This window comes from Pseudarthrobacter sp. NPDC058329, from assembly GCF_042879835.1.
GTDB lineage: Bacteria > Actinomycetota > Actinomycetes > Actinomycetales > Micrococcaceae > Arthrobacter.
Map to the genome: position 1 here is coordinate 22539 of NZ_JBHVZR010000004.1, position 14951 is coordinate 37489.

Below are 14951 nucleotides of genomic sequence, written 5' to 3' on the forward strand. Positions count from 1 at the left end.
AGTTAGGACCTCAACGATGACGACCTCCGTAGAAACCACCCAGCACCACATTCCAGAAAACCTGCCCACACATCTCCAGCACTTCATCGACGGCAAGTTCGTCGAGTCGATCAGCGGGAAGACGTTCGACGTTCAGGAGCCGGTCTCCAACGAGAACTACGCCACTGTCGCCTCAGCCCAGCCGGAAGATGTCGACCTCGCCGTCGCCGCCGCCAAGCGCGCCTTCAAGGAAGGCCCCTGGTCGAAGATGCTGCCCCGCGAACGCTCGCGTGTGCTGCACAAGATCGCCGACATCGTCGAATCACGCGATGATGAACTGGCCCTTCTTGAGAGCTACGACTCCGGCCTGCCAATCACCCAGGCCAAGGGCCAGGCCCGCCGCGCCGCCGAGAACTTCCGGTTCTTCGCGGACCTCATCGTCGGGCAGGAGGACAACGCATTCAAGGTCCCCGGCCGCCAGATCAACTACGTGAACCGCAAGCCGATCGGCGTCGCTGCCCTCATCACGCCGTGGAACGTCCCCTTCATGCAGGAGTCCTGGAAGCTAGCCCCGGCCATCGCCACGGGCAACACCGTGGTCATGAAGCCGGCCAGCTACACCCCGCTCTCCGCCGTACTGTGGCCTGAAATCTTCCGCGAGGCAGGCCTGCCCGACGGCGTCTTCAACCTGATCTTCGGATCCGGCGGCGTCGCAGGCGACTACCTCGTGAAGCACCCCGACGTGCCGATCGTCTCCTTCACCGGCGACAGCTCAACCGGCGCCACCATCTCCACCGCAGCCGCCCCCCAGTTCAAGAGCCTCTCACTCGAGCTCGGCGGCAAGAGCCCCGCCGTCGTCTTCGCCGACGCCGACATCGAGGCCGCCCTCGACGCCACCGTCTTCGGTGTCTTCTCACTCAACGGGGAGCGTTGCACCGCCGGGTCCCGCGTGCTCGTGCAGCGCGACATCTACGACGACTTCGTAGCCCGCTTCGCGGAGCGCGCGAAGAACATCAAAGTGGGCCTCCCGAGCGATCCCGCAACCGAAGTCGGCTCGCTCGTGCACCCGAACCACTTCGACAAGGTCATGAGCTACATCGAAATCGGCAAGACCGAGGGCCGGCTGCTCGCCGGCGGCGGCCGCGCCGAAGGATTCCCCACCGGCAACTACGTTGCACCCACCGTGTTCGCCGACGTCGCCCCAGACGCCCGGATCTTCCAGGAGGAAATCTTCGGACCCGTCGTGGCCATCACCCCCTTCGACACCGACGAAGAGGCCCTCGAGCTCGCAAACAACACCAAGTACGGCCTCGCCGCCTACGTCTGGACCTCGAGCCTGAAGCGCGCACACAACTTCGCCCACGCCATCGAGGCGGGCATGGTGTGGCTGAACTCGAACAACGTCCGCGACCTGCGCACCCCGTTCGGCGGCGTCAAGGCCTCGGGCCTCGGACGCGAGGGCGGCTACCGCTCAGTCGACTTCTACACCACCCAGCAGTCGGTACAGATCACCCTCAACGAAGCCCACTCACCCAAGTTCGGCAACATCGAAGACGCTGCAGAAACCAGCGACAGCTAACCCCAACCTTTCGAAGAAGAGAGACCATCATGACCAACTTCGTTCCCACCCCGTCTGTCCCGGCCCCGGACATCGTCCGCTGCGCCTACATGGAAATCGTGGTCACTGACCTCGCCAAATCCCGCGAGTTCTACGTCGACGTCCTGGGCCTGCACGTCACCGAAGAAGACGAGAACAACATCTACCTGCGCTCCCTGGAGGAGTTCATCCACCACAACCTGGTGCTGCGCAAGGGACCCATCGCCGCCGTCGCCGCGTTCGCCTACCGGGTGAAGTCCCCCGCCGAAGTGGACGCCGCCGAGGCCTACTACAAAGAACTCGGCTGCCGGGTGGAGCGCCGTAAGGAAGGCTTCACCAAGGGCATCGGTGATTCCGTCCGCGTCGAGGATCCGCTGGGCTTCCCCTACGAATTCTTCTACGACGTGGAACACGTGGAGCGCCTCACCCAGCGCTACGACCTCTACTCCGCCGGCGAGCTGGTCCGCCTGGACCACTTCAACCAGGTCACCCCCGACGTCCCCCGCGGCCGCGCCTACCTCGAGGACCTCGGCTTCCGCGTCTCCGAAGACATCAAGGACTCCGACGGCGTCACCTACGCCGCCTGGATGCACCGCAAGCAGACCGTCCACGACACCGCCCTCACGGGCGGCAACGGCCCGCGCATGCACCACGTCGCGTTCGCCACGCACGAGAAGCACAACATCATCCAGATCTGCGACAAAATGGGCGCCCTGCGCATCAGCGACCGGATCGAACGCGGCCCCGGCCGGCACGGCGTGTCCAACGCGTTCTACCTCTACATCCTGGACCCGGACGGCCACCGCATCGAGATCTACACCCAGGACTACTACACCGGCGACCCGGACAACCCCACCATCACCTGGGACGTCCACGACAACCAGCGCCGCGACTGGTGGGGCAACCCCGTGGTCCCGTCCTGGTACACCGAAGCCTCCCTGGTCCTGGACCTCGACGGGAACCCCCAGCCCGTCATCGAACGCACCGACGCCTCCGAAATGGCCGTCACCGTGGGCGCCGACGGGTTCTCCTACACCCGGCCCAGCGAAACAGCCGGGGCTGAGGGCTTCAAGCTCGGCGCGCAGCTCTAGCACTGACCGGGCAGCCGGTTCCGTATCGCAACAGCGGGACCGGCTGCCCTTTACAACTGAACGATTTGTACCACCTTGAGGAGCGCAGAATGCTGGAGCCGAAGACGATTGAGGCCATCGCGGACGAACTGGTGGAGGCGGGGCGTTCCCGGACCCCGGTCCCCCGCCTGACAGCCCGGTACCCGGAGATGACGGTGGAGGATTCCTACGCGGTGCAGCAGCTGTGGCGCCGCCGCAACGAGGAAGCCGGCCGGACCCTGGTGGGCCGCAAGATCGGCCTCACGTCAAAGGCCATGCAGGACGCCACCGGCATCACCGAACCGGACTACGGCGCCATCTTCGATGACATGGTCCTCGAAACCGGCTGCTCCGTTCAGTGGGACCAGTACACCCACCCACGGGTCGAGGTGGAACTCGCGTTCGTCCTCAAAGAAGGGCTCAAGGGCCCGGGCGTCACCATCTTCGACGTCCTCAAAGCCACCGACTACGTGGTTCCGGCCCTGGAGATCCTCGATTCGAGGATTGAGATGGAAGGCCGGACCATCGTGGACACCATCTCGGACAACGCCGCCATGGGAGCCATGGTGATCGGCGGCAACCCGATCAAGCCGGACGCCGTGGACCTACGCTGGGTCTCCGCCATCCTTTACAAAAACCAGACCGTAGAGGAAACCGGCGTCGCCGCCGGCGTCCTGGACCACCCCGCCAACGGAGTGCACTGGCTGGCCAACAAAATCGCTGCACACGGTGATTCACTCAAAGCAGGGGACATCATCCTCGCCGGATCCTTCACCCGCCCGCTCTGGGTGTACAAGGGCGACACCGTCCACGCCGACTATGGCCCTTTGGGGAGCGTGACATGCCGCTTCGAGTAGACAAAACCTTCCGCGACGCCCTCGCTGAGCAAAAGCAAAAGGGTCAGGCAGGCCGTCCGCTGGCCGGGATGTGGGTGTGCTCCGGCAGTCCGCTGATCGCCGAACTGTGCGCAGGGTCAGGGCTGGACTGGCTCCTGGTGGATGCCGAGCACAGCCCCAACGGGCTCGAATCCATCCTCGCCCAACTCCAGGCCATCCACGGGTACCCCGTCCACACCTTGGTGAGGCCGCCGGTCAACGACACCGTAACCATCAAGCAGTACCTGGACCTCGGTGTGCAGAACCTGCTCGTCCCCATGGTCAACTCCGTAGCCGAGGCAGAAGCAGCGGTTGCTGCCACGCGCTACCCGCCCGAAGGTGTCCGCGGCGTGGGTTCCGCCCTCGCCCGGGCCGCCCGCTGGAACCGGGTCCCGGACTACCTCGCGCGAGCGAATGAAACCATAAGCGTCACCGTCCAGATCGAGTCCACCGCGGCCGTGGAGTCCGTGGCGAACATCCTGAAAGTTGACGGCGTGGACGCAATCTTCGTGGGCCCCTCGGACCTTGCCGCGTCCATGGGCCTGCTCGGCCAGCAGGAACACCCCGAGGTGCGCACCGCCGTCGAACACTGCCTCACCGCCGCCAAAGCAGCCGGGAAACCAGCCGGCGTCAACGCCTTCAACCCCGGCACCGCCCGCCACTACCTCGACCACGGCGCCAACTTCATCCTGGTAGGCGCCGACGTCGCGCTCCTGGCCCGCGGTTCCGAAACCCTCGCTGCGCAGTACGTCCAGCCGTCAGACGGCGACACCCCTGCCAGCTACTAGCCCCGGTGGTTGGGCCTGTCGGAACCTCTGACCCGTCAGGCCCAACCCCCGGCCCCCACACACTTTCTGAGGAGACCTTCTCATGACCGCTTCGCCCACAATTTCCCCTGCCATCTCGTCGGAGCGTGAAGCTGCGCTCCTCGCCTCGGTCCCGACCGGCCTGCTGATCAATGGGCAGTGGCGGGACGCGTCCGACGGCGGCACGTTCGACGTGCACGACCCCGCCACCGGCGAGGTCCTCGCCACCCTCGCCTCCGCCACCAGCGACGACGCGGTCGCCGCACTGGACGCCGCCGACAAGGTGCAGGCGTCCTGGGCCCGCACCGCACCCCGGGCGCGGGCCGAGATCCTGCGCCGCGCCTTCGACCTCGTCAGCGAACGCGCCGATGACTTCGCGCTGCTGATGACCCTGGAAATGGGCAAACCCCTGACCGAAGCCCGCGGCGAGGTCACCTACGGCGCCGAATTCCTGCGCTGGTTCTCCGAAGAAACCGTCCGCGACTACGGCCGCTACCTCACCACCCCGGAGGGCAAAAACAAGATCCTCGTCCAGCACAAACCCGTCGGACCCTGCCTGCTCATCACCCCCTGGAACTTCCCGCTGGCCATGGCCACCCGCAAAGTCGCCCCCGCCATCGCCGCCGGCTGCACCATGGTCCTCAAACCCGCCAAACTCACACCCCTGACCGCCCAACTGTTCGCCCAGACCATGCTCGACGCCGGACTCCCGGCAGGTGTCCTCAACGTCGTGTCCTCCTCCTCGGCGTCCGGGATTTCCGGGCCGCTGCTAAAAGACTCCCGCCTCCGGAAAGTCTCCTTCACCGGCTCCACCCCCGTCGGCAAACGCCTCATCGCCGACGCCGCCCAGAACGTGCTCCGCACCTCCATGGAACTCGGCGGAAACGCCCCCTTCATCGTGTTCGAAGACGCCGACCTCGACGCCGCCGTCGAAGGCGCCATGGCCGCCAAAATGCGGAACATGGGCGAAGCCTGCACCGCCGCCAACCGCTTCCTCGTCCACGAATCCGTCGCCCAGGAATTCACCCGCAAATTCGCCGCCGCGATGGGCGCCCTGACCACCGGCCGCGGCACCGAGCCGGAGACAAAGGTCGGGCCGCTCATCGACGCCGGCGCAAGGGACGACGTGCACACCCTCGTCTCCGCCGCCGTCGACGCCGGAGCCACCGCCATCACCGGCGGCAACCCCGTGAACGGGCCCGGCTACTTCTACCAACCCACCGTCCTCGCCAACGTCCCCAACGACGCCGCAATCCTCCGCCAGGAAATCTTCGGCCCCGTCGCCCCCGTCACCACCTTCAGCACCGAAGAAGACGCCATCCGCCTCGCCAACGCATCCGAATACGGCCTCGCCTCATACCTCTACAGCCGCGACTTCAACCGCCTCCTCCGCGTGGCAGAACAAATCGAATTCGGCATGGTCGGCTTCAACGCCGGCGTCATCTCCAACGCCGCCGCACCCTTCGGCGGCGTCAAACAATCAGGCCTCGGCCGCGAAGGCGGCACCGAAGGCATCGCCGAATACACCACCACCCAATACATCGGCATCAACGACCCCTACGCGAACTAGCAGTACAGAACGAGCCTGCCGCCTCTCCGGAAAGGCGGCAGGCACTCTCTGCGAATTGGATGGCCGCCGCTACCCAGGAAACAACGAAACCCCGCATCAGCTTGCACCAGACCTACTCGACTCAAGGCATGCCTGGACACAACCGGATCGCGAACCGACATGCGGAATTGGAGTACACCCCAACCCGCTCTGCGCCTTGAACTGTTTAATAAGCGTTTCCTTGCTTGACTGCAAAGCAGCGGGAATAACTCTGCCGCCGCCAGAAGCCTGGGACAACTCCCATAGGAGCATCCACCGCTACTGCTACTAGGGAGCTACCAGCACCCATGAAAGTCGAGGACTGGTTCGAGCCCTTCAACGACGCGTCCGCGGACCTGCGTGCCCGCCATATATGCATCGGGATACGCGCCTTGATGAATACGCCTGAGCGTCAGGCAGCCGTTATCGCTGAACATCAGGCCATCATCGACGGCCTTCAGTGCAAGGATCCGGAGATCGCCAAGCGCGCACTCCTGGGACACATCCGCACCACCGCATCCGGTCTCGCCGAAATTTAGAGGGACCAGTTTTGGCCCCCGGTGCTTTGCTGCCGGCGCGCCCTGCTTCGCGGCCGGGTCAGGCGCGGGCGGTTTCTGCAACAGGTGATGGTTCATTCGCCTGAGCCTGAAAAGCTGCGATCCTGCGCCACATCTCCGGAGCGTTGGAGTACATGGGGAAGTGTCCGCTGTGCGGGATTTCCGCCAGGACCACACCGTTGCCAGCCAGGTGGGGCAGGTAGCTGAGGGTCTTGTTCTGCTCTCCGTACATGAACATCCGCGGCAGTGGCAGGGCCAGGAATTTTTCCATCAGATGGGCGTTGTCCGAGAGGTCCACCATGGATTCGAAGATCCCGCGGACCGCCCGGGCGCGGACCTTGTAGCGGACACTGGTGGCGTACAGGGGGCTTGAATAGAAAGGCGCTGCCCAGTTCCGGGCGATGAAGTCCTCCAGGAACTGTTCCGGTTCCTCGTGCGGGTGCAGAGATCTGCCGGCTGAGGAAGCAGTCCTCGGGGGCGACGTTCCCCTCAATATCAATGAAGCTGGCTACCCGCTCCGGTTCCTGATGCGCCAGCATCAGGGAGGTCAGCCCACCCATCGAGTGTCCCACCAGGTCGAACCGGTCGATGCCCTGTTCAGCAAGTGCCGCCACGGCGGTCTTGACCAAAAAGGGAATGGAGATCCGGTCCAGGTCTGTGCATTCGGACTCGCCGCAGCCGGGTGCGTCGTAGGCGAAAATTGGCCTGCCGGCAAAGGCGGGGTGCAGCGCAACGTCCGCGTAGTCCTCCTTGGTGGATCCGAAGCCGTGCAGGAAAACGATGGGCAGCCCGGCCCCGTTTCGGCTGATGCAGGAAAGCCGCACGCGGGTCCCGTCGATGGTCAGCGGCATCCAGTGCCTGGTCAGTGTGCTCGTTGTGGTCAAGAATTCGTGTCCTTCAGGTATGGGGTTTGGCAGGGCGTTTCCGCTGGCAGGGGAGGGGTTTTTACCCCAGTACCGGGGCTTTGCTGATGAGGGGTTGGAGATCGCGGGGGCTGATCCACACCTCGAAGCCGTCGGACTTGGAAAAGTACCGCCGCTCTTGCATGGGGTCTGCGGTCAGCCGGAGCGCTGAGGAGTCCGGCATGACCATTTCCACCACCCCGGTTTGAATCACCGTGCCGTGCCGGCGGATCTCAACCCGTCCTCCGATCAGGGTAGGCCAATCGTCGTAACGGATGCCGCGCTGGCTCTCAGGATGCGGGGCCCTGAACAGTAACTCCCTGCGCTTCATACCATTTCCTTGACGGCTGATGCGAACCGGGCAAGCCCTTCCTGAAGGCTCTCCAGGTCCGTGGCGAAGGAAATCCGGATGTGGCCTTCGCCTGAGGGTCCGAACTCGCTGCCCGAGCGGACCAGAACCCCGGCCTCGGCGAAACGGGCGGTCATCTCATCTGAAGTCAGCGCCGAGTTGATCTTTGGGAAGGCGTAGAAGGCGCCCTGGGGCGGAAGCATCTCGACGCCGGGAAGTCCGGAGAGGAGATCGACGACGACGTCTCGCCGCTGCTGGTAGGAGTCGGCGGCGGCCTGAAGGTCGGCGTCGGGGGTTTCGAGTGCTGTCATCGCGGCATCCTGGACGAAAGTGCTCAAAGGTCCATTGATGGTGCGGTGGATGGTATTGATCTTTTCTGCCAACTGGACCGGTGCTACAACGTGGCCAAGCCGCCAGCCGGTCATGGCGTAGGTCTTGGAGAAGGTGCTGCAGCAGATGATTTGCTCCCGCGCATCTACCAGCGTGAGCGCGGAGGTGAAGGCACCGCCGTCGAAGGTGATGTCGGCGTATGCTTCGTCGGCGAGGAGCAGCAGTCCGGGGTTGTCCTGGAGGAGCTGCCCGAGCCGGTGCAGGTCGCTGTCGGGGTAGACGCGGCCGGTGGGGTTTCCGGGGTTGCAAAGGACGATCATCTCGGCAGCGGCCGCTTCCTGTTGGAGGGTGTCAAGGTCCAGGGAGCCGTCGGCGAGGTTGGGTACCCAGATGACCTCGGCGCCGATCATGGCCGCATGGTCGGCATAGAGGGAGTAGGTCGGTTCGGGGATCAGGATGCGGTCGCCGGGGTTGACCAGTGCGAGCATGGTCGCTGCGAGACCGCCGCTTCCGCCGTGGGTCAGGACGATATTTCCGGACTCTGTGGGGCGGCTGTACCTTGCTGCTGTGTGTTTGGCGATGGCATGTTGCAGTTCGGGGGAGCCCGCCATGGGCGCGTAGCGGGTCCGGCCGGAGGTCAAGGCGTTGACGGCTGCTTCGACGATGGCTGTAGGGGTGCCGGAGTCCGGCTCGCCCATAGCCAGCGAGACGGCGCCGGGTTTTTTGGCGCCGAGTGACCTGGGCCGCCGGCTGCTGCTGATGATCCGTTCCACGGCGGTCGAACCGGTCGTGCGGAGAAGTGGCGTTGCTGCAGTTTCCATGATGTCTTTCGGGCAATAGGACGGGGAAGGGTTCGCCCTTCCCCGTCCAGTGATGGGTTAAGGGGCGGTGAAAGTGCCTTCGGCGCGCAGGTTGTAGAGCTCGAGCGTGGTTTTGCCGGCCCTGATCTCGGCGATGATGCGCTGTTCATCGGCCACGCGCTGGTCGGCGCGGTTGATAATGACCGTGGCGGCGTCCTGGGGCAGGACGATCACGCCGTCCGCGTCCCCGACAACCAGGTCACCGGTGTGGACCACGAGGCCGCCGACCCGGACCGGGGAGCGCATGTCGCCAGGGTAGTCCTTGACGGTGCCGACGACCGTGACGTGCCGTGCGAAGACGGGGAAGTTCATGGCGCCCATCTCCTCGGAGTCCCGGACGCCGCCGTCGATGACGAGTCCGGCGATCCCGCGGTGCTGTGCGGCGACGGCAAGCACTTCGCCCCAGTGGCCGTAGGCCGCGCCCTGCAGGTCGACGACGAGGACGCTGCCGGCTGGGGCGGCGAGGACGGCGTTGTGCAGCGCGAGGTTATCCCCGCCGATGCCGCGGACCGTGAAGGCCGGGCCGGCGACTTTTGCTCCGGGCCAGGCTGCCTTCAGGCCCGGATCGCAGGCGCAGGGAAGTTTGGCGGCTTCGTACAGGGTGGCTGCGGAGTGTCCGCCGGCGGCGTTGGTCATGCTTTCCTCGTCTGCAGGTCGTGGTAGCCGAGGTCCGCGCGGGCCTGGACCAGGGTGGATCCGGCCTTCACCGCCTCGATGATGCGGGCTTCGACGTCTTCAATGCGTTCTGCGATGTCGGCGATTTCTTCGGCGCGGGCTGCGGGAACGGCGAGGGCGCCGTCGGCGTCACCGCAGATGATGTCCAGCGGGGAGATCTGGACGTCGTTGATGGTGACCGGCGCGTTGACGGCGACCAGGCGGACGCGGTCCTTGCCGGTGCGCATGAACCGGCCGCGGCTGAACAGCGGGTAGTTCTGGCGCAGGGCTGCGTTCAGGTCGCGGCACACGCCGTTGATGACGGTTCCGCCGATGCCGCGGGCGGCGGCGATTTCGGTCATGATGCCGCCCCAGACGGTGACGTCGGTGCGGGCCTGGTTGTCGATGAGGACGACGGCGCCGGGCGGGACGTCGTCGAGGAAGTCACCAACGCTGCCGCGTTCGGACCCTGCCGGTTCGTACTGGACGGTAAAAGCCGGTCCGCCAATCCGGAAGTCGTAGGTCAGCGGCGTGAGGCCGTGCAGGGTGCCGTGGACGCCAAGTGAATCCATGGCATCGGAAATTGACGCCGTGGGGATCGCTTTCAGGCGGGTGGCAATGTCGGAGGTGGTGGTGTTCATCAGTGTCCTTCGGTGGTTCCGGCCAGGCGCGCGTCGCGCATGGCTTCGTGGAGTGCGACGCCGGCGCGCAGGTCCGCCGCGATGCCGCGTTCGCGTTCCGCTACGGCCTGTGCTTTTTCCAGGACTTCTTCGGCGTGGGCGCGGGGGACCACGACGACGCCGGTTTCGTCGGCGAACACGACGTCACCGGGGATGACGGTGACGTTGCCGAGCCGGACGGGTTCGCCGGTGGATTTCTGCTGCAGCCGGCCCCGGGCAGTCGCCGGGATGCGTCCCTTGGCGAAAACGGGAAAACCCATTTCGCGGGCCTCGTTGACGTCGCGGCAGGCGCCGTCCGCGACAACGCCGCGGACGCCGTTCATCGCCGCGCCAAGGCTGAGCAGCCCGCCCCAGCAGGAGACGTCGGTGCGGCCTTCGTTGTTCACGATGATGACGTTCTCGTCGGTAGCGGCAGCAACTGCCGTGGAGCCGATGTGCGCACCGCTTGGTCCGGGAACGTAGGGCTCGAGCTGGACGGTGACGGCAAAGCCGACAATTTTGGGGTGCCCCCAGACCGGGAGGAAACCCGCCTGGCCCGGGGGCAGCTCCAGGGCGTCCAGGGCGTCCGAGACGGCAGCGGAGTCAAGCTCCGCGTATCCGGCAAGCAGGGAATTGTTTGTATGGGTCATGCTTCAAGTAGAACGGACCGGCACGATAGAGTGAAGGTCTTGTTGGGTATAGCTGGAAGACGAAGGGCAACTAGATCAGATGGTGGAAGTCCGACAGGCCCGGTACTTCATAGCCGTTGCCGAGGAATTGAATTTCAGCCGTGCAGCGGTCAGGCTGAACATGTCACAGCCACCGCTGAGCCAGGCTATTCTTCAGCTGGAGCGCCAGCTGGGAACAACGCTTTTGAACAGGTCGAGCCGGAACGTTCTGCTGACCGAAGCGGGTCATTTGTTCCTGGAGCAGTGCAGACTCTTGGTCGGGGCTTCGGAACGAGCCCGTGAAGTCGCGGCCCTGGCCAACGGAGGACTGACCGGCACCCTTCGTATCGGTGCCGTCACCTCGGCGTTTAGTGAAACGCTGCCACAGATATTGCAAAAGTTCCGCGCCTCCCGTCCCCTCGTGGACCTCCATGTCCAGGAGATCGATTCGCACCATGGACGAGATGCCCTGGAGCGCCGGGAGCTGGATGTTGCAGTTATTCGTCAGACCGCTACCGGCCGGCGGCTCAGCTCTGTGCCGCTGCGCCGGGACCACTTTGTGGTTGCCATGCCAGAAAAACACCCGCTGGCCGGCGGCGAGGAACCAATCAGCCTCGCGGAGTTCCGCGACGAACCATGGGTGTGGCTGCCACGTCATATCTCTCCCGACTACCACGACGAATTGGTTGCCGCCTGCCGCCAAGCCGGGTTCAGCCCCGAAGCCCAGCACTTCGCCAACTCCATCCACTCCCAGCTCGCCATGGTCCGATGCGGGCTGGGAGTCACCCTTGCCCCCGAGTCCTCCGTCAGACACCAGCCCCAGGGGCTTGTCTGGCGGGAACTGCGCAGGCGGGTGGACCTGGTAGAGCTGTCCGTGGTTGTCCGGGCGGGAGGCCACGAACCCCTTGTCGAACACTTCATCGCCTGCGCCAGGCCGGAACGGGACGCCGGCACGGTTGGCGCTCCGGCCTAGCCCGCGCTTCTGCATCCCTTCCTGCGGTCAGCCTCGTCGCCGCCCGCCATAGAGGTAGATGGACATCAGATGATCCTCGGACCGGCGCAGGTATTCCATGAGCATGTCCCCCGCCCCTCGGAAATCACCCGCGGACAAAGCATCAGCAATCAACTCGTTCTCCTGCAGAAACCGCGTGTAGTAGGCGACATCCACAGATTCCTTGTGGAAGAACAGCCGCATCTCAGCAAGGACCTGCTGCATCAGGCTGTTCAGGCGATCACTCTCAGCCAGTTCCACGATGGCACCATGAAAGCGCTGGTTCGCTGAGGTGAGGGCATTGAGATCTCCGGTCGCGGCTGCGCGTTTGCCATTCAGCACGGCCTCACGCACTGCCGCGATCCTTTCCGCCGACCCGCCGTTGCGGGCCGCACTTACCTCCACGGTCCGCCGCACCACATAAAAGTCGCGCACGTCAGCGGGGCCTGGTGAGGCGACAAAAACTCCACGGCTCGGAAGCCTGACCACCAGACGCTCCGCGCTGAGCTCGGCAAAAGCCTCGCGCAACGTATTCCGGGACACCCCCAAGCTCTTCGTCAGCCCAGGTTCACTAAGGCGCTCACCCGGCTTCAGCTGCCCGGCAGTGAGCTGCCGACGCAGTTCGGCCGCAACTTTTCCCGCCACCGCAGTGCTCGCCGTCTTCTCGGGCGAATCCCGGTCAGCCTCTGCTGTGTTCTCGAGGTCCAAGGCGTTGAGCATCTCCATAACCCGAATTTACACGCCCCAGCTCCCGACGTCACGGCATCGTTGAACGAAATAAGAAATTTGGCTTGAAATCGTTGAACGTTTTCGAATCGTGCTGCATGATGGTGTGAACATCTAGTGAGATAAGGATCACAGCCATGACAACCATCGACCTGAACAGCGACGTCGGGGAATCGTTTGGCCGCTGGGAACTCGGCGATGACGCCGCGATGTTCCAGTCCGTTTCCAGCGCCAATGTTGCCTGTGGCTTCCACGCCGGGGATCCCTCCGTGCTGCGCACCACCTGCGCCTCCGCCGTCGCCGGCGGTGTCCAGGTCGGCGCTCACCCCGGATACCGGGATCTGGCCAACTTCGGGCGGCGCTTCCTGGACGTGGACCCGGTCCAGCTCACGGATGAGATCGTGTACCAGATCGGCGCCCTTCAGGCCATCGCCAAGACAGCCGGCACCAGCGTCAAATACGTCAAGCCGCACGGTGCACTGGGCAACGCGATCGTCCATCATGCCGGGCATGCCCAGGCCGTGGTGGACGCCGTAAAGTCCGTCGACGCCACGCTGCCCATCCTGGCCATGCCCAACTCAGAAATCCTGTCCCGGGCCGAAGCCGCCGGCCTTCGCGGTGTCCCCGAATCGTTCGCCGACCGGGCCTACACCAGCGATGGCCGGCTGGCGTCCCGTTCCTTGCCGGGAGCGGTGCTGCACGATGCAGACCACGTCGCACAACGCGTTGTCCGCATGGTCACCGAAGGAAAAATCACCACTATCGACGGGGTTGACATAGACGTCGCCCCGGAGAGTATTTGCGTTCACGGCGATACAGCAGGTGCAGTCACGATGGCCTTCCGTGTCCGTGCAGCACTGGAATCAGCAGGAATCAGTATCAAAAGCTTTGTCTGACAGACAAAGCACCTTTCACACATCAGACCACTCCCCTCATCACTTGGAGCACACCATGGGAGCAACAATGCCTGAGCAAGACCTGACCGCGCCGGAAATCAAACGCCAAAAGAAGCGCAGCGCTGTCAAAGCCTATGTGGCAAGCCTGAGCGGCACCGCCCTGGAGTATTACGACTTCGCGATCTACTCAGTCGCCTCCGCCCTCGTCTTCCCGAAGATCTTCTTCCCGGGAAATGACGAGTTCGTCGGGCTGCTGCTTTCCTTTTCCACTTTCGCTGTGGGCTACCTCGCCCGGCCCCTCGGCGGTATCTTCTTCGGCCGGCTTGGTGACAAGATCGGCCGCCGGCACGTCCTGGTCATCACCCTGCTGCTGATCGGCGTCGCCACCATCTTGATCGGCATCCTGCCCGACTACTCGGTCCTGGGCATCTGGGCCCCTGCCATCCTGGTGCTCCTGCGCCTGGCCCAGGGCATCGGCGTCGGCGGAGAGTGGGGCGGGGCCGTCCTGCTCTCCAGCGAATTCGGCGACCCCCGCAAGCGCGGCTTCTGGTCCTCGGCTGCCCAGATCGGCCCGCCCGCGGGCAACCTGATGGCCAACGGCGTCCTGGCACTGCTCGCCGCGTCCCTTAGCACCGCCGACTTCTTGGGCTGGGGATGGCGGGTAGCGTTCCTCGCCTCCGCCCTGCTGGTGGTCTTCGGACTTGTCATCCGCCTCAAGCTCGAGGAAACCCCCGTCTTCCAGGCTCTCGTCGTCAAGGACGAACGGTCCAAGGCGCCGGTTTCCGAGGTCTTCAAGACCCAGCCCCGCGCCCTGGTCTCCGCTGCCCTGTCACGGCTGTTCCCGGACGTCATGTACTCCCTCTTCACCGTCTACGTCGCCGTGTACGCCACCAGCCAGCTCGGACTGACCGCCGGCAACGTCCTCGCCGCCATCCTCATCGGATCCGCCTGCCAAATGTGCGTCATCCCCCTGGCCGGCATCCTCACTGACATCTTCAACCGCCGGCTGGTCTACAGCCTCAGCACCATCGCCGCGGCCATCTACATTCCCGTCTTCTTCAACATGACCCAGGACAAGTCACCGGTTACCCTCATCATCGGCGTCGCCATAGCCCTCTCCATTCAGGGCATGATGTACGGGCCGCAGGCCGCCTACATCACGGAGCAGTTCCCCGCCCGTCTCCGTTACGTCGGCAGCTCACTGGCCTACACCCTCGCCGGAGTCGTCGGCGGCGCCATCGCACCGCTGGTGTTCACAGCACTGACCGCAGCCTCGGGCGGCAGCTGGAACCTGATCCCGATCTACCTCTCCGCCATGGCCGTCATCACGATCGTGGGAATGGCAATTGGCCGCGATCCCCGGCCGGAAGAAGACCTGAGGCTCGTCGATGAAGCTCACGTGTGA

At 64.7% G+C, this 14951-nt stretch carries 16 protein-coding genes; 9 read left to right on the forward strand and 7 right to left on the reverse strand.

All coding sequences use genetic code 11. The features are described 5' to 3' along the window. Window positions 1–16: 16 nt before the first annotated feature. From hpaE to ACFVYC_RS07545, 6 genes are all read left to right on the forward strand, one after another. A complete protein-coding gene (gene hpaE / locus ACFVYC_RS07520) occupies window positions 17–1558 on the forward strand; it encodes a 5-carboxymethyl-2-hydroxymuconate semialdehyde dehydrogenase (protein ID WP_387548610.1) in 1542 nt (513 codons plus the stop codon). Window positions 1559–1587: 29 nt separating this feature from the next. Continuing rightward, window positions 1588–2667 carry a 3,4-dihydroxyphenylacetate 2,3-dioxygenase gene (gene hpaD / locus ACFVYC_RS07525; protein ID WP_387548611.1) on the forward strand — a complete coding sequence of 360 codons (1080 nt, stop codon included), beginning with the start codon at window positions 1588–1590 and terminating at the stop codon, window positions 2665–2667. Between the two features lie 89 nt (window positions 2668–2756). Next, entirely contained in the window at window positions 2757–3542 is a 786-nt protein-coding gene (gene hpaH, locus ACFVYC_RS07530) for a 2-oxo-hept-4-ene-1,7-dioate hydratase (RefSeq protein ID WP_387548613.1), read from the forward strand. Next, window positions 3527–4348 carry an HpcH/HpaI aldolase/citrate lyase family protein gene (locus ACFVYC_RS07535; RefSeq protein ID WP_387548615.1) on the forward strand — a complete coding sequence of 274 codons (822 nt, stop codon included), beginning with the start codon at window positions 3527–3529 and terminating at the stop codon, window positions 4346–4348. Before hpaH ends, ACFVYC_RS07535 begins: the two co-directional genes overlap by 16 nt. An 82-nt stretch (window positions 4349–4430) precedes the next feature. Further along, window positions 4431–5936 (forward strand): NAD-dependent succinate-semialdehyde dehydrogenase, encoded by a 1506-nt coding sequence (locus ACFVYC_RS07540; RefSeq protein ID WP_387548617.1) that lies wholly within the window; start codon window positions 4431–4433, stop codon window positions 5934–5936. A gap of 326 nt (window positions 5937–6262) precedes the next feature. Further along, the gene (locus ACFVYC_RS07545) at window positions 6263–6493 is read left to right on the forward strand and encodes an FCD domain-containing protein (RefSeq protein WP_387548619.1); all 231 of its coding nucleotides are present in this window, start codon (window positions 6263–6265) and stop codon (window positions 6491–6493) included. 92 nt (window positions 6494–6585) lie between these two features. On the opposite strand, the gene ACFVYC_RS07550 is transcribed toward ACFVYC_RS07545, so the two are convergent. The 6 genes from ACFVYC_RS07550 to ACFVYC_RS07575 all read right to left on the reverse strand — a co-directional run bounded on the left by ACFVYC_RS07550 (window position 6586) and on the right by ACFVYC_RS07575 (window position 10915). After that, window positions 6586–7362 carry an alpha/beta fold hydrolase gene (locus ACFVYC_RS07550; RefSeq protein ID WP_387549015.1) on the reverse strand — a complete coding sequence of 259 codons (777 nt, stop codon included), beginning with the start codon at window positions 7360–7362 and terminating at the stop codon, window positions 6586–6588. A 94-nt stretch (window positions 7363–7456) separates the two neighbouring features. Next, window positions 7457–7744, reverse strand: coding sequence for a hypothetical protein (locus tag ACFVYC_RS07555; RefSeq protein ID WP_387548621.1), 288 nt, complete (start codon window positions 7742–7744; stop codon window positions 7457–7459). Beyond that, window positions 7741–8913: a pyridoxal phosphate-dependent aminotransferase gene (locus ACFVYC_RS07560; RefSeq protein ID WP_387548622.1), complete on the reverse strand. Its 1173-nt coding sequence runs from the start codon at window positions 8911–8913 to the stop codon at window positions 7741–7743. The genes ACFVYC_RS07555 and ACFVYC_RS07560 overlap by 4 nt, the downstream gene beginning before the upstream one ends. Before the next feature lie 57 nt (window positions 8914–8970). Beyond that, on the reverse strand, window positions 8971–9588 hold the full coding sequence (locus ACFVYC_RS07565; protein WP_387548624.1) for an RraA family protein: 618 nt from the start codon (window positions 9586–9588) through the stop codon (window positions 8971–8973). Beyond that, window positions 9585–10247, reverse strand: coding sequence for an RraA family protein (locus ACFVYC_RS07570; RefSeq protein ID WP_387548626.1), 663 nt, complete (start codon window positions 10245–10247; stop codon window positions 9585–9587). Before ACFVYC_RS07570 ends, ACFVYC_RS07565 begins: the two co-directional genes overlap by 4 nt. Further along, on the reverse strand, window positions 10247–10915 hold the full coding sequence (locus tag ACFVYC_RS07575; protein ID WP_387548628.1) for an RraA family protein: 669 nt from the start codon (window positions 10913–10915) through the stop codon (window positions 10247–10249). Before ACFVYC_RS07575 ends, ACFVYC_RS07570 begins: the two co-directional genes overlap by 1 nt. A 79-nt stretch (window positions 10916–10994) precedes the next feature. On the opposite strand from ACFVYC_RS07575, the gene ACFVYC_RS07580 reads away from it, so the two are divergent. Then, complete coding sequence (locus ACFVYC_RS07580; protein WP_387548630.1) at window positions 10995–11906, forward strand: LysR substrate-binding domain-containing protein; 912 nt, start codon at window positions 10995–10997, stop codon at window positions 11904–11906. A gap of 27 nt (window positions 11907–11933) precedes the next feature. Here ACFVYC_RS07580 and ACFVYC_RS07585 read toward each other — a convergent pair whose 3' ends face one another. Next, on the reverse strand, window positions 11934–12650 hold the full coding sequence (locus tag ACFVYC_RS07585; RefSeq protein ID WP_387548631.1) for a GntR family transcriptional regulator: 717 nt from the start codon (window positions 12648–12650) through the stop codon (window positions 11934–11936). Window positions 12651–12787: 137 nt separating this feature from the next. On the opposite strand from ACFVYC_RS07585, the gene ACFVYC_RS07590 reads away from it, so the two are divergent. Next, the gene (locus tag ACFVYC_RS07590; protein ID WP_387548633.1) at window positions 12788–13546 is read left to right on the forward strand and encodes a LamB/YcsF family protein; all 759 of its coding nucleotides are present in this window, start codon (window positions 12788–12790) and stop codon (window positions 13544–13546) included. A gap of 67 nt (window positions 13547–13613) precedes the next feature. Continuing rightward, window positions 13614–14951: an MFS transporter gene (locus tag ACFVYC_RS07595; protein ID WP_387548634.1), complete on the forward strand. Its 1338-nt coding sequence runs from the start codon at window positions 13614–13616 to the stop codon at window positions 14949–14951.